The organism is Streptomyces sp. JLBG701 (assembly GCF_058544905.1).
This window is the reverse complement of record NZ_CM178588.1, coordinates 4,290,033-4,311,928: the sequence shown is the minus strand read 5'-3', so window position 1 is coordinate 4,311,928 and position 21,896 is coordinate 4,290,033. Positions and strand designations below refer to the sequence as shown.

20 protein-coding genes and 1 tRNA gene are annotated in these 21,896 nt (G+C 72.3%); 9 read left to right on the top strand and 12 right to left on the bottom strand.

Annotated features, from left to right (window positions below):
- Positions 1-4: 4 nt before the first annotated feature.
- Both AC5DRG_RS19715 and AC5DRG_RS19710 read right to left on the bottom strand, forming a co-directional pair.
- A complete protein-coding gene (locus AC5DRG_RS19715; RefSeq protein WP_491811865.1) occupies positions 5-1,399 on the bottom strand; it encodes an amidase in 1,395 nt (464 codons plus the stop codon).
- Between the two features lie 22 nt (positions 1,400-1,421).
- Entirely contained in the window at positions 1,422-2,372 is a 951-nt protein-coding gene (locus AC5DRG_RS19710; protein ID WP_491811864.1) for a D-2-hydroxyacid dehydrogenase, read from the bottom strand.
- Between the two features lie 141 nt (positions 2,373-2,513).
- On the opposite strand from AC5DRG_RS19710, the gene AC5DRG_RS19705 reads away from it, so the two are divergent.
- The 3 genes from AC5DRG_RS19705 (at position 2,514) to AC5DRG_RS19695 (ending at position 5,279) form a co-directional block, all read left to right on the top strand.
- Positions 2,514-3,344 (top strand): maleate cis-trans isomerase family protein, encoded by an 831-nt coding sequence (locus AC5DRG_RS19705; protein WP_491813093.1) that lies wholly within the window; start codon positions 2,514-2,516, stop codon positions 3,342-3,344.
- A complete protein-coding gene (locus AC5DRG_RS19700) occupies positions 3,341-4,072 on the top strand; it encodes a maleate cis-trans isomerase family protein (RefSeq protein ID WP_491811863.1) in 732 nt (243 codons plus the stop codon). Before AC5DRG_RS19705 ends, AC5DRG_RS19700 begins: the two co-directional genes overlap by 4 nt.
- 115 nt (positions 4,073-4,187) lie before the next feature.
- A complete protein-coding gene (locus AC5DRG_RS19695; RefSeq protein ID WP_491811862.1) occupies positions 4,188-5,279 on the top strand; it encodes an LLM class flavin-dependent oxidoreductase in 1,092 nt (363 codons plus the stop codon).
- Here the strand turns inward: AC5DRG_RS19695 and AC5DRG_RS19690 are convergent.
- On the bottom strand, positions 5,255-7,111 hold the full coding sequence (locus AC5DRG_RS19690; RefSeq protein ID WP_491811861.1) for a putative bifunctional diguanylate cyclase/phosphodiesterase: 1,857 nt from the start codon (positions 7,109-7,111) through the stop codon (positions 5,255-5,257). The genes AC5DRG_RS19695 and AC5DRG_RS19690 overlap by 25 nt on opposite strands.
- A gap of 318 nt (positions 7,112-7,429) precedes the next feature.
- Here AC5DRG_RS19690 and AC5DRG_RS19685 point away from each other — a divergent pair, with 318 nt between their 5' ends.
- Positions 7,430-8,701 carry a M6 family metalloprotease domain-containing protein gene (locus tag AC5DRG_RS19685; protein WP_491811860.1) on the top strand — a complete coding sequence of 424 codons (1,272 nt, stop codon included), beginning with the start codon at positions 7,430-7,432 and terminating at the stop codon, positions 8,699-8,701.
- 73 nt (positions 8,702-8,774) lie between these two features.
- Here the strand turns inward: AC5DRG_RS19685 and AC5DRG_RS19680 are convergent.
- From AC5DRG_RS19680 to AC5DRG_RS19650, 7 genes are all read right to left on the bottom strand, one after another.
- A tRNA-Lys gene (locus AC5DRG_RS19680) sits at positions 8,775-8,848 on the bottom strand.
- Entirely contained in the window at positions 8,839-9,486 is a 648-nt protein-coding gene (locus AC5DRG_RS19675; protein WP_491811859.1) for a bifunctional DNA primase/polymerase, read from the bottom strand. Before AC5DRG_RS19675 ends, AC5DRG_RS19680 begins: the two co-directional genes overlap by 10 nt.
- 126 nt (positions 9,487-9,612) lie before the next feature.
- On the bottom strand, positions 9,613-9,978 hold the full coding sequence (locus AC5DRG_RS19670; RefSeq protein ID WP_491811858.1) for a DUF8844 domain-containing protein: 366 nt from the start codon (positions 9,976-9,978) through the stop codon (positions 9,613-9,615).
- A 121-nt stretch (positions 9,979-10,099) separates the two neighbouring features.
- Entirely contained in the window at positions 10,100-11,440 is a 1,341-nt protein-coding gene (locus AC5DRG_RS19665) for an AAA domain-containing protein (RefSeq protein WP_491811857.1), read from the bottom strand.
- The gene (locus AC5DRG_RS19660; RefSeq protein ID WP_491811856.1) at positions 11,437-13,047 is read right to left on the bottom strand and encodes a hypothetical protein; all 1,611 of its coding nucleotides are present in this window, start codon (positions 13,045-13,047) and stop codon (positions 11,437-11,439) included. Before AC5DRG_RS19660 ends, AC5DRG_RS19665 begins: the two co-directional genes overlap by 4 nt.
- On the bottom strand, positions 13,038-14,195 hold the full coding sequence (locus AC5DRG_RS19655; RefSeq protein ID WP_491811855.1) for a hypothetical protein: 1,158 nt from the start codon (positions 14,193-14,195) through the stop codon (positions 13,038-13,040). Before AC5DRG_RS19655 ends, AC5DRG_RS19660 begins: the two co-directional genes overlap by 10 nt.
- Positions 14,146-15,099, bottom strand: coding sequence for a phosphatase PAP2 family protein (locus AC5DRG_RS19650; protein ID WP_491811854.1), 954 nt, complete (start codon positions 15,097-15,099; stop codon positions 14,146-14,148). Before AC5DRG_RS19650 ends, AC5DRG_RS19655 begins: the two co-directional genes overlap by 50 nt.
- 196 nt (positions 15,100-15,295) lie before the next feature.
- Between AC5DRG_RS19650 and AC5DRG_RS19645 the strand changes: the two genes are divergently transcribed.
- Positions 15,296-15,892, top strand: coding sequence for a histidine phosphatase family protein (locus tag AC5DRG_RS19645; protein WP_491811853.1), 597 nt, complete (start codon positions 15,296-15,298; stop codon positions 15,890-15,892).
- A gap of 23 nt (positions 15,893-15,915) precedes the next feature.
- Here the strand turns inward: AC5DRG_RS19645 and AC5DRG_RS19640 are convergent, their stop codons facing one another.
- A complete protein-coding gene (locus AC5DRG_RS19640) occupies positions 15,916-17,346 on the bottom strand; it encodes an NsdA family TPR-like regulatory protein (protein WP_491813091.1) in 1,431 nt (476 codons plus the stop codon).
- A 334-nt stretch (positions 17,347-17,680) separates the two neighbouring features.
- Between AC5DRG_RS19640 and AC5DRG_RS19635 the strand changes: the two genes are divergently transcribed.
- Positions 17,681-18,106 carry a hypothetical protein gene (locus AC5DRG_RS19635; RefSeq protein ID WP_491813090.1) on the top strand — a complete coding sequence of 142 codons (426 nt, stop codon included), beginning with the start codon at positions 17,681-17,683 and terminating at the stop codon, positions 18,104-18,106.
- 84 nt (positions 18,107-18,190) lie between these two features.
- Positions 18,191-19,060: a spermidine synthase gene (locus AC5DRG_RS19630; RefSeq protein WP_491811852.1), complete on the top strand. Its 870-nt coding sequence runs from the start codon at positions 18,191-18,193 to the stop codon at positions 19,058-19,060.
- A gap of 3 nt (positions 19,061-19,063) precedes the next feature.
- Here AC5DRG_RS19630 and AC5DRG_RS19625 read toward each other — a convergent pair whose 3' ends face one another.
- Entirely contained in the window at positions 19,064-19,573 is a 510-nt protein-coding gene (locus tag AC5DRG_RS19625) for a hypothetical protein (RefSeq protein ID WP_491811851.1), read from the bottom strand.
- A 127-nt stretch (positions 19,574-19,700) separates the two neighbouring features.
- Between AC5DRG_RS19625 and AC5DRG_RS19620 the strand changes: the two genes are divergently transcribed.
- Both AC5DRG_RS19620 and AC5DRG_RS19615 read left to right on the top strand, forming a co-directional pair.
- Complete coding sequence (locus AC5DRG_RS19620; RefSeq protein WP_491811850.1) at positions 19,701-20,420, top strand: response regulator transcription factor; 720 nt, start codon at positions 19,701-19,703, stop codon at positions 20,418-20,420.
- Positions 20,417-21,790 carry a HAMP domain-containing sensor histidine kinase gene (locus AC5DRG_RS19615; protein WP_491811849.1) on the top strand — a complete coding sequence of 458 codons (1,374 nt, stop codon included), beginning with the start codon at positions 20,417-20,419 and terminating at the stop codon, positions 21,788-21,790. Before AC5DRG_RS19620 ends, AC5DRG_RS19615 begins: the two co-directional genes overlap by 4 nt.
- Positions 21,791-21,896: the final 106 nt, after the last annotated feature.

The following is a 21,896-nucleotide window of genomic DNA, read 5'->3' as shown; positions in this document are numbered from 1 at the left end:
GGGGTCAGTCTCGTGCAGCGAGGAACGCGTGCGCCGCCCGAAGCACAAGTTCGTCCCGATGCCGGGCCGCCACGATCTGCATCCCCACCGGCAGACCGTCCCCGTCCACCCCCACCGGCACGGTCGCCGCCGGCTGCTGGGTCAGGTTGAAGGGGTACGTGAACGGGGTCCAGCCCGTCCAGCGGCGGTGCCCCGAGCCCTTGGGGACCTCGGCGGCCGCCTCGAACGCGGTGATGGGGAGGGTGGGCGTGACGAGAAGGTCGTAGGAGTCGTGGAAGTGGCCCATCCGGCGGCCGAGTTCCATACGGACGTCCACCGCGGCCAGATAGTCCAGGGCGCTGAAGCGGCTGCCCAGCTCGCGGATCTCCCGTAGGCCCGGGTCGAGCAACTCCCGTTGGTGCGGCCCGAGATGCTGGGTGACGCGGGCCGCCCCGCTGAACCACAGGGTGTGGAAGGCGTGCACCGGGTCGGTGAAGTCGGGGTCGGCCTCGGTGACGTACGCGCCGAGTTCCGCCAGCCGCTCCACCGCCCGCCGTACGGCCGCCGCGACCTCCGGACGCACCGCCACCTGGCCGCCCAGGGAAGGCGAGTAGGCGATCCGCAGACCTCGCACGCCCCCGTTCAGCCCCTCGACGAACGAGCCGGGCGGTGGGCCGAGCGCGGACCAGTCGCGGGAGTCGGGGACGCCGATCACGTCCATCATCAGCGCCGCGTCGGCGGCGTCCCGCGTCATCGGCCCCACGTGCGACAAGGTGCCGAACGCGCTGGCCGGGTAGAGCGGGACACGGCCGTACGTCGGCTTCAGCGCGAAGATCCCGCAGAACGCGGCCGGGATACGCACACTGCCCCCGCCGTCCGTGCCGAGCGACAACGGACCGGCGCCGAGTGCAACGGCCGCCGCGCTTCCCCCACTTGACCCGCCCGCCGTGCGCGAGGTGTCGTGCGGATTGCGGGTCACCCCGCTCAGCGGCGAGTCCGTGACGCCCTTCCAGCCGAACTCGGGCGTCGTCGTCTTGCCGAGGAACACGGCGCCGTGCTCGCGCAGTCGGGCGACGGAGGGCGCGTCCTCGTCCCAACGACCATGCGGGTCAATGGTCTTGGAGCCGCGCAGGGTCGGCGCTCCGCGCACCAGAAGGATGTCCTTGACCGTGACCGGCACACCGTCCACGAGACCCGCCGGCTCGCCCCGCCGCCAACGCTCGGCCGACTCGGCGGCCTGCGCGAGCGCCCCCTCCGCGTCGATGCGGACGAACGCGTTGACGTCCGCCTCACACCGCTCGGCCCGCTCCAGGGCGGCCCGGGTCACCTCGACGGGGCTGAACTCGCCCTTGCGGTAGCCGTCGAGGAGTCGTACGGCGGTCGCTTCGGTCAAGTTGGTAAGAACGGTGGGATCGGTCATCGGCCCCTCCAGGCATGGGAGTTCAGCGTCCCGGTACGTACCCGCGTTTCTTGTCCACCACGTTCGTCAGCGGTTTCCCCGCCGCCCAGCGCTCGTACAACTCCACGAACTGCGTGCCCAGTTCGTCCCGCCAGCCGACCGTGTCGCCGCTCATGTGCGGGGAGATGATCAGGCCCGGCACCTGCCACAACGGGCTGTCCGGCGTGAGGGGTTCATGCTCGAAGACGTCGAGCGCGGCCCCCGCGATCCAGCGTTTCGTCAGCGCCTCGGCGAGCGCGTCCTCGACGACGAGCGGTCCCCGCCCCACGTTGATGAAACGGGCCGAGGGCTGCATGACCCCGAACCGGCGGGCGTCGAACATGCCGTACGTCTGCTCCGTGAGCGGCGCTGCGGCGATCACCCAGTCGGCGCGGGCCATCAGCCGGTTCAGGTCGTCGGGACCGTGGATCCCGGTGTGCGGGGTGCGCCCGACGAGTGCCGTCGTCACGTCAAGTGCCTTGAGCTGACGGACGATCGCCCGCCCGATGGGCCCGGACCCGACGACGCACGCGCGCGTGCCGGCGACCCGCTGCGACTCGCGGTGCCGCCACTCGCGGGAGCGCTGCAGATCCCAGGTCCTCGGCAGATCCTTCGCCATCGCGAGGACGAGTGCGGCGACGTACTCGGCGATCGGCCGGTCGAAGATCCCGCGCGCGTTGGTTACCACCGTGTCGGAGGCGGCGAGTTCGGGGCACATCAGATGGTCCACGCCAGCGCTCGCCGTGTGCACCCAGGCCGGGCGCGGCCCCTCGCCCGGCCAGGCGGCACGTACCGCGTGCGAGGTGAAGTCCCAGACGAGCAGCACATCGGCGTGCGGAAGGTGTCCGGCGAGGGTGGTCTCGTCGGCGTGCACGATCCGGGTGCGGCCGGTGAGACGGCCGAGACGGGGCGGCGGGTCGGCGTCCAGGACGAGCAGGGTGGTGGGCTCGGGCATCGGGAGCCGTTTCCGATCGGGTCGGTGGGGCGTCTGACATGCGCGGATTGACCACGCTCGCACCCGAACCTACCTTCGTCAACACGGATGCGCGTACGGTCCGTTGCCCCCTCGTTCCTCACCGTGAGGCCGGTGCCTGCCATGGATGTGTCGTTTCTCGGCGGACCGCGCCCCCAGCGCGGTGTCGGTGTCGTCGCCCCCTTCGATTTCGCGCTCGACCGCGAGCTGTGGCGCTGGGTCCCGGACGAGGTCTCCCTCCACCTGACCCGCACCCCGTACGTCCCCGTAGAGGTCAGCCTCGACCTGGCCCGACTGGTCAGCGAGCACGAGACCCTGGGCGACGCGGTACGCACCCTGAACGCGATCGCCCCCGAGGTCATCGCCTACGCCTGCACCTCCGGGAGCTTCGTCGGCGGGATCGCGGGCGAGCGGGCGATGTGCGAGGCGATGACCCGGGCGGGCGCGGTCCCGTCGGTGACGACGTCGGGCGCGCTCCTTGAAGCCCTCACGGAACTGTCCGTACGCCGGGTCGCCCTGGTCACGCCCTACACGGTCTCGGTGACACGGGCACTGGAGGAGTACGTGGCCGAGGCGGGCGTCACGGTGACGGGATGCGCGTTCATGGGCCTGACGCGGCATATCTGGAAGGTGCCGTACCGGGATGTGGCGGAGATGGCGAGAAGGGCGGTGGGAGGAGGGGAAACGGGTAGGCGGGCGGACGCGCTGTTCATCAGCTGCACGAACCTCCCCACGTACGACGTCATCCCGCAACTCGAAGCGGAACTGCGCATCCCGGTGATCTCGGCCAACCAGGTGACGATGTGGGCGGCGCTGCGTCGAGTGGGTACCCGGGCGGTGGGGCCGTATCAGGCGCTGCTGGACGAGACGGCGCGAGTGTGGCCCCCGGTACCGCCGGTACTGCCTGAAGCACACGCGCACGAGCACGAGCAGGAACAGGAAGGCTGGTCATGACCGCACTCGGATTCCTCTACCCGGGCCACTCCGCCGAGGACGACTACCCGCGCATCGAACAGCTCCTGGGCAGCGACATCCGGCTGGACCTGGTCCACACGGACATCGGCGAGGACGCGCACCGAGTGGACGCGCTGCTCCGCATGGGCTCGGCGGAGCGCCTGGCGGCAGGCGTCGGGGAGCTACGCCTCTCGGGCGCCGAGGCGGTCGTCTGGGCCTGCACCAGCGGCAGCTTCGTCTACGGCTGGGAGGGCGCCCAGGATCAGATCCACACCCTGGCCCGCACGGCGGGCATGCCGGCCTCCTCGACGTCCTTCGCCTTTGTGCACGCGGTGCGGGAGCTGGGGGTGCGGCGGGTGGCGGTCGGGGCGACGTATCCGGACGAGGTGGCGGGGCTGTTCGCGGACTTCTTGCGGGCCGGGGGAGTGGAGGTGGTCGCGTTGAGGGGCGCGGGGATCATCACGGCGGCGGAGGTGGGTGAATGGGGCGAGGCGGAGCTCTTCGCGCTGGCGAGGGAGGCGGATGACGCGAACGCGGAGGCGATCCTCCTCCCGGACACGGCCCTGCACACCGCGTCCCACATCGCGTCCCTGGAAAAGGAGCTGGGCAAACCGGTCCTCACGGCGAACCAGGTGACGGTCTGGGAGGCGTTGCGCCTGACGGACCGCCGGGTGAACGCACCGGCACTGGGGACGTTGTTCACCAAGGAGCCGATGGTCCAGGTATAGAACTTTTCCTCGCCCCGGCGGGGGCGAGGAAAACCAGGCCCCGGGAATAAACGGAGTCACCCTCCTGTTCCTCTCCGGAGGACACCGCACGGCACAAAAACAGGAGGCACCCACCGTGGCGACAGACGAGATCCGGGGCGAAACCATCGGCACCGCCCCCGCCCCCCTCTCCGTCCTGGACCTGGTCACAGTAGGCGCAGGCACCACCGCCACCGACGCCCTCCGCACCAGCGTGCAACTGTCCCGCCTCGCAGAGTCCCGCGGCTTCCACCGCTACTGGGTAGCCGAACACCACTCCATGCCGGGCGTGGCCTCCTCGTCCCCGGCCGTGATCCTGGCCCACCTCGCCGCCCACACCGACCGCATCCGCCTCGGCTCGGGCGGCGTCATGCTCCCGAACCACGCCCCGCTGGTCATCGCGGAACAGTTCGGCACCTTGGAAGCCATGGCCCCCGGCCGAATCGACCTCGGCCTGGGCCGAGCCCCCGGCACGGACGGCGCGACCGCAGCCGCCCTCCGCCGATCCGCCCGCCTCAACGAAGGCGCCGACGACTTCCCCGAGCAGCTCGCCGAGCTGACCCGCTTCCTGGACGACGACTTCCCCGACGGCCACCCCTACCGCCGTATCCACGCGGTGCCCGGCCCCGTCCAGGCGACCAGCCCCGGCGGCGTCCAGTCCCCGCACCGCCCCCCGATCTGGCTCCTCGGCTCCTCCGGCTTCAGCGCCCGCCTGGCCGGCACCCTCGGCCTGCCCTTCGCCTTCGCCCACCACTTCTCGGCGCAGAACACGGTCCCGGCACTCGACCTCTACCGCGAGTCCTTCCGGCCCTCCGCCGTCCTGGACGCCCCCTACGCCCTCATCGGCGTCTCCACCCTCGCCGTCGACGACGAGAAGGAGGCCCGCCGCCAGATCACGGCCATGGGCCTCAACATGCTCCGCCTGCGCACCGGCCGCCCCGGGCTGTTCCCCACCCCGGAGGAAGCGGAGACGTACGAATTCAGCCCGATGGAGCGGGAGTTCATCGACTCCTGGGGCGCGAACATCATCAACGGCACGGCCGACGAGGTCCGCGCCGGACTCGACGACCTCCAAAAGCGCACGGGCGCGGACGAGTTGATGCTGACCTCGCACGCCCACCGCGGAGAGCTGCGGCTGCGTTCCTACGAACTCATCGCGGACGCCTACGGGTTGCCCACGGCCGCCTGAACACCAGGCGAGCCCAGCAGCTCGGAGATGCGATCCGGCGGCACCGGACGGGAGTACAGCCACCCCTGCCCGGTGTCGCAGCCGATCCGCCGCAGCCGGGCGGCCTGCGCGGACGTCTCCACGCACTCCGCGGTCACCGTCAGACCGAGCCGGTGGGCGAGCTGGATCATCGCCTCGACGATGACCTCGTCGGCGGGATTGGGGGCGGTGCCCTCACCCTCGTACTGGAAGCCCCGTACGAAGGAACCGTCCAGCTTCAGGACCGCCACCGGGAGGCGGCTGAGGTAGGCGAGGTTCGAGTAGCCGGTGCCGAAGTCGTCGATGGCGATGCGGACGCCCATGTCGCTGAGGGCCTGCAGGGCCTGGAGGGGGCGGCCCGCCGAGCCCATCACCGCCGATTCCGTGAGCTCCAGTTGCAAGAGGTGCGGGGCCAGTCCCGTCTCCGCGAGGATCTCCGCCACGTCCGCCACCAGGTCGGAGTCCCAGACCTGACGGACCGCCACATTGACGCTCACGAAGAGCGGCGGCTCGTCCGGGTGGTCCAGTTGCCAGCGGCGTGCCTGGTGGCAGGCGGTGGCCAGGACCCAGCGGCCGAGCGGCACGATCGAGCCGTCCTCCTCGGCCAGTCCGATGAACCGATTCGGCGTCAGCGTGCCGAACTGCGGATGCTCCCAGCGGACGAGAGCCTCCACGCCGCTGACCCGGCCGTCCTCCATGCCCACCAACGGCTGGTATTCCAGGGCGAATTCACCGCGCTCGATGGCCGGGCGGAGCGTGGAGGCGAGGGCCTGTCGGGTCATGCGGTGGGCGTTGCGCTCGGGGTCGAAGAGCGTCCAGCGGGACTTGCCGTCGGCCTTGGCCCAGTACAGCGTCGTATCGGCGGCCTGCATGAGGCCCGTCGCCGTCGTGCCCGCCGCGAGCCGCTCCACCACGCCGATCGACGCCGACAAGGACAGGCGCTGGCCTGCCAGGTCGAAGGGTGCCTGGAGCGCCTTCAACACCGACTCGGCCAGGTCCGCCAGTTGGTCCGTGCCCGTCGAGTCCTCGACCAGCAGCGCGAACTCGTCGCCGCCGAGTCTGGCCACGAGCGGCGCGCTCGTTCTCGCGTACCCCGCCTCGTCCGCGCAGCGCGTCAGGCGCTCCGCCACGGCGGCGAGCAGCCGGTCGCCGATGCGGTGGCCGAGGGTGTCGTTGACGGCCTTGAAGCCGTCGAGGTCCAGATAGCACAGGCCGATCCGGCCGGTGCCGCTCTGCTCGTACGCCTCCGTCTCCAGCGCGGCCGACAGGCGCTCGAAGAACAGCGTGCGGTTGGGCAGCCGGGTCACCGGGTCGTGCATCTGCAAGTGCCTTAGCCGGGCCTGGAGTTCACGGCGGGCGCTGATGTCGGCGACGGAGAGCAGGACGCCCTCCTCCTCGGTGGGCAGCGGAGCCACCGTGACCTGCGCCCACAGCGAGTGCCCGTCGGGGTGCTTGAGGCGGCGGGTGCAGCGCAGTCTGGCCTGGCGGCCGCGCAGGACCTCGCGGTACGCGTGCCAGGTGCGGGTGTCGGACGTCAGGTCCACCAGGTCGGCGGCGACGCGTCCGACGAGCGCGTCCGGGTCGGTGCCGAGCAGGGCGCCGAGCGTGTCGTTGGCGCCGACGACCAGGCCCTCGCGGTCGACGACCGCCATCGCGAGGGGCGCGGCCGCGAAGGCGGACTGGAGGGCGGCCGGGCGTTCGTTGGATGAAGGTGCCTCGGAAGCGATACCTGGAGGCGCTCCAAAGTCACTCTCTGTAACGGCAGGCCGGATGAGGTCTGCCGCGGGCGCCGGCCCTTCGGGCGTTCCGCTCACCACTCGCTCCCGCAGTGCAATCGGTCTTCAGATGGGTCTCGTCGGGATGGTGTGTCAGGAAAGTGTGCCGATCATAGAGGCTGGCCCAAGGCCCTTCCAGCCACTGTCCAGTGTCCAGGAACCGTCCCGAAACGAACGAGCTTTCTGCCAGATCGTTTCTGCCCACGTGTGGACGGGTGTGGGCGTGTCCTTCCGCGGCCGATCAATTGTGACGTTCCGTGAGTACCTCGGGGGTGTCGTCCCCCGTCGGCGGCCCTCTCACTCATCTGGTGCAGACAAACAGGACGTACAACTACAAAATCACACAGGCTGGGTGCGGTGTCCCGCGAACCGCTCCCGGAGGTCCACGTGCGACTGCGCAGTACCGCAGCCGTGTTCACCATCATGTCGGCGCTGGCCGCCACCTCGATCGTGACCGGCCCCTCGGTCGCCGAACCGTTCTCGGCGTCGCCGTGCGCGCTGGAACGCACCGAGGCCCACCACTCGGAGGGCCTGGACACCTGGAACGCCGCCTATCCGCGGCCCACCCGCGCGCTCAATGCCGTGATGGTGTTCCTGTCCTTCCCGGACTCGCCCCCGCTCACCACCCCGGCCGAACTGACGTCCGACCACTTCCCGGCCACCAGCCGCTTCTTCGAACGCGCCTCGTACGGCCGGTTCCAGCTGCGCCCGCACCCGCTGCGGCACTGGATCCGGATGCCGCAGCCGTCGGCGTCGTACGCCATACAGCGCGACTGGAACGCCGCCCACCGCGCCGCCTACCTGCGCGACGCGCTCGCCGTGGCCGACAAGGAGGTCGACTTCTCGCGCTACGACGTCGTCTACTTCGTCGCCGACCCGGACGCGCCAGGCGTCGACTCGGACGCCACGAAGGTCGTCAATCTCGACGTCCCGATGCGGGCCGACGGCACGGACATCCGGCGGGTCGTCACGGTGTTCGAGCAGCATCCGCCGGACCGGCTGGTCCTGGCGCACGAGACCGGGCACGTCTTCGACCTGCCGGACCTCTATCACCGGCCGGTGGACGGCAAGGGCGACTGGGACACATACGTCGGGGACTGGGACCTGATGGGCAGTCAGTTCGGCCTGGCGCCGGACATGTTCGGCTGGCACAAGTGGAAGCTGGGGTGGCTGGAGCCGCGGCAGGTGGTGTGCGTCCGCGGGACCGAGTCGACGCGGCTGACGCTGGAGCCTCTGGAGGCGGGGCCTGCGGGTGCGGCGAGCGGTACGGCCGGGGCGCCGGCCTTCGGGCTCGGCGGCGGGACCAAGCTGGCGGTGGTGCGGACCGGGAGCGACAGCGCGCTCGCCTTCGAGGTGCGCGCGGTCGTCGGGAACGACGCGGCGGTCTGTCGACAGGGCGTGCTCGTGTACCGGGTGCGCGGCGAGGCCGCGTCCGGCGGTGGTCCTGTCGAGGTGATCGACGCCCATCCGCGCACCGAGGCCTGCTGGGAGGACTCGGTCTATCCGCCGCTCGCGGACGCGCCGGTCGGCTTCGGCGAGAGCTTCACCGTGCCCGGCGAGAACGTGCGGGTCGAGGTGGAGGGGCGTACGGCCTCGGGGGCGTGGACGGTGCGGATCACACCGGGGTGAGTAAGTGGTTCTGAGGGGGGATACGACGATGGCGGTCAGGTTCCTGGGAACCTGACCGCCATCCTCATTCGCGTGCGCCGCCAGGGACTCGAACCCCGGACCCGCTGATTAAGAGTCAGCTGCTCTAACCAACTGAGCTAGCGGCGCCTGCTGACGTCGTAGACCTTAGCATCCTGATCGGCGGGAGGAAAAATCGATATCCGCACCGCCGTGCGGGCCGCCCGGACGGCCGCCCACAGCAGGATCTCCGGGCCCGGCAGCCAGGGGTGAAGGGTGTCCGGGGCGACCAGCCAGCGGGAGTCGAGCGGGGTGGCGTCGGCCTCCGGCGGGGGCCCCAGCGGGGCGGGGACGGTGACCGCGTCGCCGTTGCCGTGACACAGGAGGGGCGGGATGGACGCCGTACGGCTGCTGCCCTCGCCGTCCCCGCGATGCGTGCCCCACTCCTCCCACTCCAGCAGCGAGGGCAGCCGCTGGGCCGTGCCCGGGGCGGCGAACAGGAGCATGCGGCCCCGGAACGCGGCCACCGGCCCCGATCCCGGGCCCTCGTCCCATAGGCGGTCGAGCATGCGGCGGCCGAAGATAGCGGGCGCGTTCACGATGTCGAAGGCGGAACCGCAGGGCAGGACGGCCGGAGCGTCGGGGCGTTCCTGCCAGAGGGCGAGCGTGCTACGGGGATACGTGCCTGCAGAGGCGAGCCAGGCGGCGCCGTCCGGGGTGACATCCGAGACGGCGAGGCGGGGGCCGTCGGAGGGGTGGGGGGACCGGTCGCGCGGTGTGCTGCTCATGGCATCTACAGGTACCGGGCGTAAGCGTCCCGATTCGGAGGGTTGCCGGAAACCGGGACAGGAGGGGGTGGGAGGGAGTATCTTGCCCACCTGGCATATGCCACGACTTCTTGCCGCCGCTGCCGCTCACACCGGGTCTGCGTGCCCGCTGCCCTCGGTGCCCCGCATCAGGTCCCGGCCGAACTCGACCATCTTCTTCGCGTAGTCCTCGGTCCACTCGGCCCGCTCGGCGATGTCCGCGGGCGTCAGCCGGTCGAACCGCCGCGGATCGGCGAGCTGCGCCGCCGCCATCGCCTGGAACTCGACCGCCCGGTCGGTCGCGGCACGGAACGCCTGCGTCAGCTCCGTGGCACGCGCCAGCAGAGCGCGGGGATCGTCGATCGACTCCAGGTCGAAGAAGTGCTCCGGGTCGTCGGCCACCTGCGTGGGCTCGAAGAGCAGGGGCGCGGGGCGTAGCCGCGGTTCGTTCCGACGCGGCGTGGGCTCCGCCATGTCTTCATCTCCTCCTCGTGCGGTTCGTTCTTCATTCGCTTCTACGATCTCGGCGGCCCGGCTTCCGGCTGGGCCACCGTCCATTGTCTCCCGAGAGCGCAAGTGGGCCGGAGTGAGCCCACTAGGGCCGCCAGCTCACTCTTCGCTCGGCGAGATGCGCCAGCACCGCGTGGTTCGCCTCCCAGCCGTCCGGGAACTTCACGACCGTCCCCAGCTGGACCGGTTCCGTCGACGGGTAGTCGTCCAGGAGGTCGGTCACGCCCGCTCGGCACACCACGATGCAGGCGTGGCGGTGGCGGGAGGCGAGGACGCAGAGGCGGCCCGTTTCCAGGTGGAAGGCGGTGGCGTCCGGGCGGCCGGAGAGGGGGTGGAGGACCACCGTGACGTCGAACTCGCGGCCCTGGAGGCGGTTCGCCGTGTCGACGGTGACGTCCGTGACGCCCAGGTCGGCGAGGGCCGCGCGGACCGCCGCCGCCTGGTCACGGTGCGCGGTGCCGACGGCGATCCGGTCGGCGGTCAGCGGGGCCGGGTCCGGTGACCGCTCCGACGTGGCCGCGCCGCCCCGGTCCAGCAGGCGTCGTACGACCGTCGCGACCGCCCGCACCGCCTCCGGGTCCGTACGGGGCGTGTGGCGCGCGGGGAGTTCCAGCAGGCCCCAGCCCGACTCGGCGGCCTCGTCGATCACCCGGTCCGGGCCCGAACCGTCCGACGGGACCGCGAAGGCCAGGCGTCGGTCGCCGTGGTCGGTGCCGCTGCGGAACGGGGTGTACGGGTAGAACGCGTCCGAGACCAGGGGTGCGGCCGAGGCCGGGAGCCGCCACGACACCGGGAGGCGGTGCTGCGGCAGCTCCGGGTTGTGGGCGAGGAGCGTGGTCACCGCCGACGCCGAGGGGTCGTACGACAGGCCCGCCCACTGCTCGCTGCCCACGATCGCGAACGGGTCCAGCTGGCCCGGGTCGCCCACGAACAGCGCCCGCTCGAAGAGCCCGGCGACGGCGAGCAGCGCGTCCGAGCGCATCTGGTACGCCTCGTCGACGATCGCGTGCCGCCATGGCTCGTCGACCTTCACATGGCCCCACTTGGCGGCCGTGGAGATCACCACCGCCAGGCCGGCGAGGTCGCCCGCCTTCGCCGACTTGCGGACGTTCGGCAGGTCGTCGAGCGCCTTGTCGTACGGGTCGGCGTCGCTGCTGTGCAGCCGGCCGACCGGCAGCTCGGGGTTCTTCTCGGCGAGCCTCAGCACCAGGTCGTCGACCTGGGCGTTGGTCTGCGCGACGACCATCAACGGGCGCCCGGCGTCGGCCAGTTCGAGCGCCGCCCGCACGACGAGCGTGGACTTGCCGGCGCCGGGCGGGGAGTCCACGACGACTCCGCGCGCGGTGCCGTGCAGGGTGTCGCGGAGGATCGCCTCGGTGGCGCGGGCGGCCGCGGCACCGGGGTCGAAGGTGGTCCCGGCGGTCACAGCACATCCTCCTCGGTCACCGCGTCGGCCTCCGGCACGCTCGCCTCGCCCGGCGGGCCGCCGTGCGTCCACGGTGTCTCCTCCGGGTCGGGCAGCTTCGCCCCGCCCCGCTGCTCGTGCTCGAAGAGCGTGAAGCAGACCCGGTCGCCCTTCTCGGGCACGGACCCCGTCTCGGGCTCCTTGCCGCGCCCCATCTTGTCGACCACCCGCAGGACGATCAGAGCGCCTTCGCCCTCGCTCGCGTCCTCTTCCTCGCAGGCGACGAACTCCGCCGCCTGCGGCTTCCCGCCCAGCGACCGGTACACCTTCATCCGCTCCCCGAGCTGCGGCCGGTCGTCCGTGCGTACGGTGACCAGCGGGCGCGGACTGGGCCGCTTGCCCTCGCTGTACGTCATGACGACATCCGTGACCTCGCCCGCGAACGCCTCCCCGCCCAGCCGCCGCCCGGCCATCACCAGCGGGTCGTCGAGGGCCTCCTGGGCCTCAAGGCGGGCCTGTTCACGCTCGCGCGTGGCGAGCTTGTTCGCCGCGGTGACCGCGTCGTCGCGGCGCGGCTGCGGGGGCTCGCCGGCCACGATCCGGTCGCGGTGGCCGGTGAACGACCAGCGGTCGCGCGTCCACCGCTCCTCGACCCGTGAGCCCTCGGGCAGTTCGCGCAGCAGGTCGAGGCCGCGCCACACCGCGTCCCAGGTGGGCCTCGTACGGCTCTCGACCAGGGCGTGGATATGCCGCTCGGCGGCGGTGAGTTCACCGAGCCGGTCGTCGGCCTGCAGACCGTCCTCGGCGGCGGCGAGTGCGGTCCGCGCGCGGTCGTAGCGCTCGAAGGCGGGGGCCAGCAGCTTGTTGTCGAACGCCGGGTCGGTGGCCGGTCCGGCGGGCGGGCACAGCAACTGGCCCTTGGCGTCCCGCGCGAGCTCGGCCCGCCCCGCGGCCTCCGCTCCCGACTCCCCCTCCGGGGGGTCGATCCAGGCGAGCAGCGCTCCCAGGTGCTGATCCTCCAGGCTGGACTGGCCGGTGGACCAGTGCCGCGCCAGCACGTCCGTCAGGGCCAGCAGCAGCGACGAGCCGGGCACCCGGGACCGCTCCCCGAAGTGCGTCAGCCAGCGCCCGAGCAACGGCACCCGGGGCGGCGCGGGATACGGCGTCTCCGGGTCCTGCTCCGCCGTACGCCTGAAGCGCATGGAGCGCCCCAGCAGCCGTACGAAGTCGATGCCCGCGCGGCTCGGCACGATCAACTGCGGGGCGTCCGCGCACAGTTCGACCTCGACCTTGACCCGCTTGCCGGTCTCCGGATCGGTCTCGCTGCGCTCGGCCGCTTCGACGTGCTCCGCGAAGGTGTCGATGTACGGCAGGACCACATCGGCAAGTTCGGCCAGGAACACGAAGCGCAGGTCCCGGTCGCGTGGCTGCGGTACGACCAGCAGGCGCGGCGCGTCCCGGTCCGTGCCGACGAGCGCGCCGAGCGGGGCGCCGGCCTCACCGGCGGTGGTGAGCGGCACGAAGACCAGGGGCCGGTCCGACAGGTGCCGGTGGAGCACGGTGGCGGCGGGCTGGGCGCGGCCGGTGGTGACGGCTTCGAGGCGGGCGAGGGTGGCCATCAGCGACATGGGGTCACCTCCTGGGCGGCACGAGCGCCCAGCGCTTCCGCCCGTAGCTCCGCCGCTCTCCGCAGCGCCGCGACGGCCGGATCGTCCGGGTCTCCGGCCTCTCCGCGCGCCGCGGCCAGGACGTCGGTGACGGTCGTCAGGCCGCCCAGTTCGGCGCGCAGTGAGCGGCCCAGGGAGGTCACCGCGCCGGCCGCGCGGGAACGGCCGCGGCAGTGGAAGGCCAGCTCGCACGCGGACAGGCACTCGGGCGCGTAGGTCGCCGGGACCGACTCCACCGCGGCCGTCAGCTGGGTGGCCGGCAGGTCGGGGGAGAAGCAGGTGCCCTCGGGGAGCGTGTCGGCGATGTCCTGGATACGGGTGAGACGGGCCAGCTGGCGGCCGGTGACCGCGCGCTGCTTGCGGACGTCGACGGCGGACGCGGTGGGCAGGTTGGAGAAGTCCTTCGGGCAGACGAGCAGGACGCGGTGGCGCACGCGCGGGGCCGGGGTGAGGTGGGCGGCGACCTGCTCCAGTGCCAGGACGTACACCGCGGCCTGGCGGGCGGCCGCGCCGACCTTCGCCGGGTCCGCCGAACCGTCCAGCATCGGGAAGGACTTGATCTCCACGACCGTCCAACTGCCGTCCGGGTGCACGACGACCGCGTCCGGCTCCAGGAACGCGGGGGATCCGGCCACGTCGAGGGCGAGCATCGGGTGGTCGAGCAGTGTCCATGCGCCAGTGCCGCTGTCGGCGCCGGTGTCGGTGGCCTCGCGCAGCGCCAGCGCCGTACGCGCGGTGCGGCCCTCCGGGCCGATGGCAGAGAGCTCGGGCACGCGCGCGTCGGTGGGTGGCGGGGCCGCCGGGTCCAGCTTCTCGTGCAGCAGCCGCAGCAGCTCCGCGCCTCCGTCGGCCTTGACCCGCGCCTCGAACGCGATGCCGCGCGTGAGGGCGAACTGCGACTGCCCGAAGGCGGACGGCGAGCCCAACGCGCTCGCCAGCGCCGTCTTGTTCACCCCGGCGCCGTCGAGGATCGCCCGCCGCTTGCAGCCCGGGTTCGCGGCGAGTGCCGCGAGGGCGCGCGCGTCGAGCGCCTTGGCCGGTACGTCGGGACCGCGCAGCTCAGCGAGCCGCTGCCGGAGTGCCGTCCCCCGCGTCCTGGGGAGCGGCACTCGGCTCGGCTCCTGGCTGGAGCCGTGACTCGCGCTGCCATGGAATTCGCTCACCCGGGGAAGTCTGGCATCCGCCACTGACAATTGAGGCGTCTGCGCCCCGAGCGGCTGCCGTGACCGGGGCGACACGGGCCAACAGCCGCGCCTTGACCGCGTTCGCGCACCGTGTCACGTACGGCGCCAGCAGCAGGCCGGCCCCCATCACGGCCGCGCCCGCGACCGCGTCCAGGAAGTAGTGGTTGGCGGTGCCCATCACCACGATGACGGTCACCAGCGGGTAGGCGACGCCCAGGACCTTGGTGATGCGCATACCGCCGTAGCGCCACAGCATCACTCCGCACCACAGCGCCCAGCCGACGTGCAGGCTCGGCATCGCCGCGTACTGGTTCGTCATGCCGCCCAGCCCTCGTGGCGCGCTGGCCTGGCCGCCCCACCAGCCGTACGAGCTGTACTGGGCCATCGTGTCGACGAAGCCGTACTCGGCGGAGAGTAGCCGGGGCGGGCAGGTCGGCAGCAGGGTGAAGCCGATCAGGCCGATGAAGGTGGACGTCATGAGCCAGGTGCGGGCGGCGCGGTAGTGCACGGCGCGCGATCTGAAGAGCCAGATCAGGATCGCGGGCGTGACCATGTAGTGCAGGGACGCGTACCAGAAGTCGGCCGGTACGCCGAGCCACGTCTCGCGTGTGAACAGCCGGTTGAGCGGATGCTCGGCGTTGATGTGCAGGAACTTCTCGATGCGCAGGATCGCCAGACCGTGGTCGACGGCGCCCGCTTCGTCGCCCCGGGCGAGGAGCCGGCCCGCGGAGTAGCAGGCGTACACCACCAGGATCAGCGGCAGTTCGGTCCACCAGCGCAACCGGGTTCGCGGGGCCGCCTCGATGCCCGGTATCTCGGTCTGCGGCATCCGATCGCCCTCCCCTTTCGCCTCGCGCGCGCCCGTTCGTTGCCGGTCGTGCCACTTTACGGTGTATGTGCCTGCCCTCGTGGGGTGCCCCCGGCCCTGAGAGACGCAGAGATCGCCCGCCGGGTTGCCCCCGCACAGGGTGCGCGATGATGGAGGTGCTCCGCCTCTCGTTTCTCCCGGAAGGGCCCCCGTTCTCATGGCACCGCGCATCCTGCTGGCCCGGCATGGACAGACCGAGTGGTCACTGTCCGGAAAACACACCGGCAGGACCGACGTCCCCCTCCTCGAAGAGGGCCGGCGCGGCGCGAAACTGCTCGGCGAGCGCCTGCACCGCGCGCCCTTCGACGGGCTTCCTGGGGTCGAGGTGCGCACCAGCCCATTGGCACGCGCGCGTGAGACGTGCGAACTCGCCGGGTTCGGTGAGCGCGCGAGCGCCTGGGACACGCTGATGGAGTGGGACTACGGCGCGTACGAAGGCATGACGCCGGACGACATCCAGGCCCTCCGGCCCGGCTGGCTGATCTGGCGCGACGGGGTGCCTGACGGGGAGAGCCTCGCCGAGGTGAGCGCCCGCGCGGACGAGGTCGTCGCCTGGGCACGGGCCGAGGACCGGGATGTGCTGGTGTTCGCGCACGGGCACATCCTGCGGTCGATCGGCGCCCGCTGGCTGGGCCTGCCGATCGACTTCGCGGCCCGGATCCGCCTCAACCCGACGTCGCTGTCGATCCTGGGCTGGGCCTACGGCGAGCCCGCGATCGAGAGCTGGAACGACCTGGGGCACCTGCCGGCGTAGGCGACGACACCCGTTGTCGGCGGCTATGCGGGTCGCGGCAGGCTCGCGTGCCGCTCCAGAAACGTCGACACCCCCGACGCCCGCCGGTGCGGCAGCAGGACCCGGGCCGTGCCCGCCAGCATCGTCTGGATCCGGGACGACTGGACCTCGCCCAGCAGATCCAGCACCCGCATGCCCGCCACCGCGGCCTCGTCGGGCCTCCCGCCCCGGGCGAGGTCGTCCGCCAGTTCGGCGGTGTACAGCGCGATGTTGCGCGTGAAGTGCGGGTCCTGGAGCTGGGCCGCACGCCGCGCGTGCCGCGCCGCCCGGGGCCAGTCGCCCAGCGTGGACCAGCACTGCGCCTCAAGTCCCTCCAGCTCGGCCTCTCCGTAGAAGCTCATCCACTCGGGGTCGGCGTCCGAGAGGCCTCGCTCGTAGAGGGCCTGCGCGCGGGCGAGTGCCTGTTCGCAGCCGGCGCGGTCGGCGAGCCCCGCCCAGCCGCCCGCCTCGCGCAGCGCGAGCAGCGACATCAGCCGGGGGGAGCCCAGGGGGCGCGCGACGCGTTGCGCGGCCTGCGCCGCGCGCACCGCCTCGCGCGGTCGCCCCGTATCGCGCGCCAGGAACGCCGTGTTGCAGAAGGCGTGCGCCTCAAGGCCCGGGTCGCCGGCCATCCTGGCGGTCGCGAGCGCCTCCGCGTAGTGCGAGCGCGCGTCGTCGAACCGCCCCGAGTCATGGGCCAGCCAGCCCACGGAGATGGCGAGTTCACCGGCGCCGGTGTGCAGCCGGTCGCTGGTCGTCTGCCGGGTGGTGCCGGCGTCGAGCAGTTCGTAGGCGGCGCGCAGCGGAGCCGCCGCGCGCCGGTAGAGGCCGTCGGCGCCGTGCCGGTCGTCGAGCAGCCGGATTCTGCGGACCGCCTCTTCGAGGACGCCGGCCTCGCTCGCGCCGGCCCGGCGGACCGGGCGGCTCGCGGCCAGGGCGTCGTGGGCGATTCCCAGGGGGCTCAGCGAGGCGGCGGCCACTGTGGCGCCCCCGCTGGTCATGAATGCGCGACGCAGCACGTCGCTCTCCTCGTAGTTGTCGTGCGTCTCGTACGGGTTCTGCGTGTCATACGGCTCGTACGCCCCCCGCGTCTCACCCGCGCTGTACGCGGGGGGTGTTGCGTGCGAGGGGGGCGCGTCCTCGGCGGTGCGCGCCCCGCGCCCGCGTACGGACGAGCGGGGCGCGAAGCCCAGGTCGGTGAGCGTGCGGCCGGGGAACATGTGCAGGAACACCCGTTCGTACGCGTAGTTGGGGCAGCGGATCTCACCTGCCTCGACCCGGCCGACGTAGCGCGCGTCGCAGCTGACCCGCTCGCCGATCTCGCGCGCGGCTCGGCGCACCGCCGCGGCGAACTCGGCCGGCGAGCGCTGTCCGCGCAGGCGCCGGAAGGCGAGGTTCGGCCGCGGTGGCCGGGGGAACTGGGATGGGGTCACCATTGACGCCATGGCCGGGTCCTCTCGTGCGAACCGTCGAACCATGCCGGATTCAAGGTGAGTTGTCCGTGTGGGCCCCTGTTTCCGGCGGGCTAGAACGTACCTGCTGTGTCGGACCCGCCACGCAGGGTTTGGCTACAAACCGGATATCTCATCCAGGATCTGCCATGAACTGCCATCCTTTGCGGCGGACTTGTGCCGTAGCCGTTGACGCGCTGACACGTTGAACTCGGTGGACGGGAGCCACCCGACTCCCGACCCGCTCGGACGAGGAGGCGTTTCCGTGGTGGAGGCCGGGATGAGGACCAGCCAGAGCATCGATCCGTGTCCGCCTGGCATGCCGATGACGACGGCCATGCCGTTGACGACGGTGGGACACGCGCCGACCCCCGAGTACAGCGCGCCACCGTGCCAGGCCGACGCCTGCGACCTGGTCACGGTCCCGGCGCGGCAAGGGCTGGAAGCGGTCGACATCCTGCGGCGCGGGGTCGGCGACGCGGTGGGCCCGGTGCTGCACGACGACGACTGCGACACGCTCGGCTTCCTGGTCCCGTCCGGCACGGCCGCGGCCTGGGACGTGCCGGGCAGCACCTGCACGGAGACCAACGGGCGGGGCCTGAGCCTGAACCCCGAGCCGCCCGTCGAGGGCTCGGACTGGCTGCTGCCGCCCGGCGAGGCCGACCTCGCGACGGACCCGGCGGTACTGCGGGCGGCACTGGGCGAGGCGGCCCGGCTGATCGAGGCGGCGGACAACTGCCGCTGACGCGTCCAGGCTGACGCCGGTGACGCGCCTGGGCCCACAGGGCCTGGCCGCGCCGACCTCCCCGCACCCCCCGATAATGGCGGAATGGGAAAGTCCAGGAACCCGCGGCGCGGCGGCTCGGCCGTGGAAGCCGTCGTCGAGGCCGTCGACGGCGGGCTCGCCGAGCTGATACCCGACCGGGAACGCGCGCGTGCCTGGACGCTGCTGATCGACGGGGCGCCGCAGTCGCACGTCGACCTCGACGACCCGGCGTACCTCTCCTTCGAGTACCAGCGCCGCCTGGGCCACGTCATCGACCTGACCGCCCCGCCCGGCAAGCCCATCCACGCCGTGCACCTAGGCGGCGGCGCCCTCAGCCTCGCCCGCTACGTCGCCGCCACCCGCCCCCGCTCCACCCAGCAGGTCGTCGAACGCGACGCGACACTCGTCCAACTGGTCCGCCGCGAGCTCCCCTTGGACCCCAATGCCCGGATACGGGTCCGGTCGACGGACGCGCGCGAGGGGCTCGGCAAGGTGCCCGACGGCTGGGCCGACCTCGTCATCGCCGACGTGTTCAGCGGCGCCCGCACCCCGGCCCACCTCACCTCGACCGAGTTCCTCGACGAGGTCCGCCGCACCCTCAAACCCGGCGGCCTCTATGCCGCCAACCTCGCCGACGGCCCGCCGCTGGCCCATCTGCGCGGCCAGATCGCCACCGCGGCCGCCCGCTTCCCGGAACTCGCCCTCGTCGCCGACCCGACCGTCCTGCGCGGCAAACGCTTCGGCAACGCCGTCCTCGTCGCCTCCGACCAGCCGCTCCCGGTCACCGAACTGACCCGCCGCGCCGCCTCGGATCCCCACCCCGCGCGCGTGGAGCACGGCAAGGCCCTCACCGACTTCACCGGAGGCGCCGTACCGGTGACGGACGAGGCGGCGGTGGCGTCACCGGCGCCGCCGCCCTCGGTGTTCCGCTGATCCCTAGTAAGTGCCGATCTCCACGCGAGGCGCGCTGTCGTGCCACGTACAGAACACCGACACCCGGTCCGCGCCCTTGCCGAACTCGATCCGGATCCACGTCTCCGTCTTCCACACCTGCATCGACCAGCCCGTGGCCGGCGTCGCGGAGACGAGCGTCGCGTAGGTCTTCCCGAGGTCGAAGACGGCCCGCCCGCCCTCGGTGTCGTAGCTCTTGACCCGGCCGGACGTGGAAGGGGAAGGGGAAGAGCTGGGGCTCTGCGTCGGGGTCTTCGACGGTGTGGGCGTGGGGGACGCCTTGCTCGACGCGTTCTTCGACGGGGACGGCCGCACCGTCGAGGACGCCAGCGGCTTCGAGTCCTGGGTGGTCGCGTCGGCCGCCGTGATGGGCAGGGCGCGGGGCGGGTCGTACGCCGTCCCCGCCATGACCGTATGGACACCCCACCACGACAGCGTGACCGCCGCGCCCGTGGCGAGCGACCAAGCGAGTACGTGTACGAGTCCTCTGCGCATCGCGAGCCATACTGCCTCACGCGTCCCACGGGTGTCCCAGCCGGTCCTGCGGGGGCCGGTTTTCCACAGCCCGGAGTTATCCACAGGCGCCGGACCGGGCTCGCCCGCATGGCGTACGGTGCGGCGCATGGCAAGTGTGCTCGTGGTCGAGGACGACCAGTTCGTGCGCTCCGCCCTCATCCGGCATCTGACCGACGCCGCACACACCGTGCGCAGTGTCGGCACCGCCCTTGAGGCGCTGCGCGAGGTCGCCCATTTCCGTTTCGACGTGGTCATCCTGGACCTCGGTCTGCCCGATCTCGACGGGTCCGAGGCCCTGAAAATGCTGCGTGGCATCACGGACGTACCCGTGATCATCGCCACGGCACGGGACGACGAAACGGAGATCGTCCGGCTGCTGAACGCAGGGGCGGACGACTACCTGACCAAGCCGTTCTCGGTCGAGCACCTGTCCGCGCGAATGGCGGCGGTCCTACGGCGGTCCCGTGCCGCCGGCGGGGAGGCGACGCCCGAGTCCGTGCTCCGCGTCGGCGGCCTGACCGTCGACCCGCTGCGCCGCCAGGCCGAACTGGACGGCGTCCGCCTCGACCTCACCCGCCGTGAGTTCGACCTGCTCGCCTTCCTGGCCGGGCGGCCCGGCGTCGTCGTGGCGCGCAAGGAGCTGCTCGCCGAGGTGTGGCAGCAGTCGTACGGCGACGACCAGACCATCGACGTCCACCTGTCGTGGCTGCGCCGCAAGTTGGGCGAGACGGCGGCCCGGCCCCGCTATCTGCACACCCTGCGCGGCGTCGGAGTGAAGCTGGAGCCCCCCGGAGTGGAACCGGGCGGAGCGGAGCCACTGCGATGAGGTGGGCACTGGTCAGGGTCTGTCTGGCGATCGCGGCGATGGTCGTCGTCGCCTTCGCGGTCCCGCTCGGCCTCGTCATCAAGGAGATGGCCCGGGACCGCGCCTTCTCCAACGCCGAACGGGAGGCCGCGGCCGTCGCCCCGGCACTCTCCATCACCACCGACCGCGACCAGCTGGAGCGCGTGGTCGCCTCCGCGGGCTCGGACTCCGGCATGGCCGTCCACATACCGGCGGGCGACGGCGCGGCCGCCGTCGACATCGGACGGCAGCGCGCCGCCGACAAGGACATCGCGACCGTACGGAAACTGGGCCGCGCCTCCACCACCGAGGTACCCGGCGGCTCCACCCTGCTCCAGCCGGTCGCGCTGAGCTCCGGCGAGATCGCCGTCGTCGAGGTCTACGTCCCCGAGTCCGAGGTCAGCAACGGCGTCGGCGCGGCCTGGGGAGTGCTGGCCGCCGTCGGCGTCGCGCTGATCGTCGGCTCCGTCGCGGTCGCCGACCGGCTGGGCGTACGGATGGTGCAGCCCGCGCAACGTCTGGTCGAGGGCGCGCATGAACTGGGGGAGGGCAAGCTGGGCGCCCGGGTGCCGGAGGAGGGGCCGACCGAACTGCGGCTGGCGGCGGTCGCGTTCAACTCCATGGCCGACCAGGTCGTACAACTGATGGCGAACGAAAGGGAGTTGGCGGCCGATCTCTCCCACCGGCTGCGCACACCGCTGACCGTGCTGCGGCTCAACGCGGCCTCGCTCGGGGACGGTCCGGCCGCCGACCAGACGCGGGCCGCCGTCGCGCAGTTGGAGCGGGAGGTCGACACGATCATCCGCACGGCCCGGGACTCCAAGCCGCAGACCACGGTGCCGGGTCCGGGCGCCGGATGCGACGCGGCCGAGGTCGTCCGGGAACGGATGGGGTTCTGGTCGGCGCTCGCCGAGGACGAGGGCCGCAAGGTGCGGGTGGCCGGGGTCGACCGGCCGGTGCGCATACCGGTGGCCCGGGCGGATCTGGCGGCCGCGCTGGACGCCCTGCTCGGCAACGTCTTCCGTCACACCCCCGAGCGCACGGCCTTCGCGGTCGACGTCCACAACGGCGAGGACGCGGTGATCGTGCTCGTGTCGGACGCGGGCCCGGGGATCACCGACCCCGAGGCGGCGATGGCGCGCGGGCGGGGCTCCGGGAGCGCCGGGTCGACCGGGCTCGGCCTTGACATCGTGCGGCGGCTCGCGGAGTCGACGGGCGGGGACGTGCGGATCGGTTCGTCGGTGCTGGGCGGGACCGAGGTGCGGATATGGATCCAGCTGGATGGGCGGGAGCCGGTGCGGAGGGGGCACCGGGGGTCGGTGCGGCGGCGTCGGAGGGCGGCCGCGAGGTGAGCGCCGGGGGGCTATGGGGGTGCGCCGTCGGCTCCGAATTGGTCTCTACCTTTAACCGTTCCCGATCCCTCCCTTAAGCGCGGCATAAGATCGCCAACCTCCGCCC

Excerpts from the sequence above, each read along its gene's own strand:
- AC5DRG_RS19620 (WP_491811850.1), top strand. The coding sequence starts at position 19,701 with ATGGCAAGTGTGCTCGTGGTCGAGGACGACCAGTTCGTGCGCTCCGCC.
- AC5DRG_RS19650 (WP_491811854.1), bottom strand. The coding sequence starts at position 15,099 with ATGCCGCAGACCGAGATACCGGGCATCGAGGCGGCCCCGCGAACCCGG.
- AC5DRG_RS19615 (WP_491811849.1), top strand. The coding sequence starts at position 20,417 with ATGAGGTGGGCACTGGTCAGGGTCTGTCTGGCGATCGCGGCGATGGTC.
- AC5DRG_RS19640 (WP_491813091.1), bottom strand. The coding sequence starts at position 17,346 with ATGGTGACCCCATCCCAGTTCCCCCGGCCACCGCGGCCGAACCTCGCC.
- AC5DRG_RS19635 (WP_491813090.1), top strand. The coding sequence starts at position 17,681 with ATGCCGATGACGACGGCCATGCCGTTGACGACGGTGGGACACGCGCCG.
- AC5DRG_RS19670 (WP_491811858.1), bottom strand. The coding sequence starts at position 9,978 with ATGGCGGAGCCCACGCCGCGTCGGAACGAACCGCGGCTACGCCCCGCG.
- AC5DRG_RS19715 (WP_491811865.1), bottom strand. The coding sequence starts at position 1,399 with ATGACCGATCCCACCGTTCTTACCAACTTGACCGAAGCGACCGCCGTA.
- AC5DRG_RS19660 (WP_491811856.1), bottom strand. The coding sequence starts at position 13,047 with ATGTCGCTGATGGCCACCCTCGCCCGCCTCGAAGCCGTCACCACCGGC.
- AC5DRG_RS19625 (WP_491811851.1), bottom strand. The coding sequence starts at position 19,573 with ATGCGCAGAGGACTCGTACACGTACTCGCTTGGTCGCTCGCCACGGGC.
- AC5DRG_RS19645 (WP_491811853.1), top strand. The coding sequence starts at position 15,296 with ATGGCACCGCGCATCCTGCTGGCCCGGCATGGACAGACCGAGTGGTCA.
- AC5DRG_RS19710 (WP_491811864.1), bottom strand. The coding sequence starts at position 2,372 with ATGCCCGAGCCCACCACCCTGCTCGTCCTGGACGCCGACCCGCCGCCC.
- AC5DRG_RS19630 (WP_491811852.1), top strand. The coding sequence starts at position 18,191 with ATGGGAAAGTCCAGGAACCCGCGGCGCGGCGGCTCGGCCGTGGAAGCC.
- AC5DRG_RS19705 (WP_491813093.1), top strand. The coding sequence starts at position 2,514 with ATGGATGTGTCGTTTCTCGGCGGACCGCGCCCCCAGCGCGGTGTCGGT.
- AC5DRG_RS19675 (WP_491811859.1), bottom strand. The coding sequence starts at position 9,486 with ATGAGCAGCACACCGCGCGACCGGTCCCCCCACCCCTCCGACGGCCCC.
- AC5DRG_RS19700 (WP_491811863.1), top strand. The coding sequence starts at position 3,341 with ATGACCGCACTCGGATTCCTCTACCCGGGCCACTCCGCCGAGGACGAC.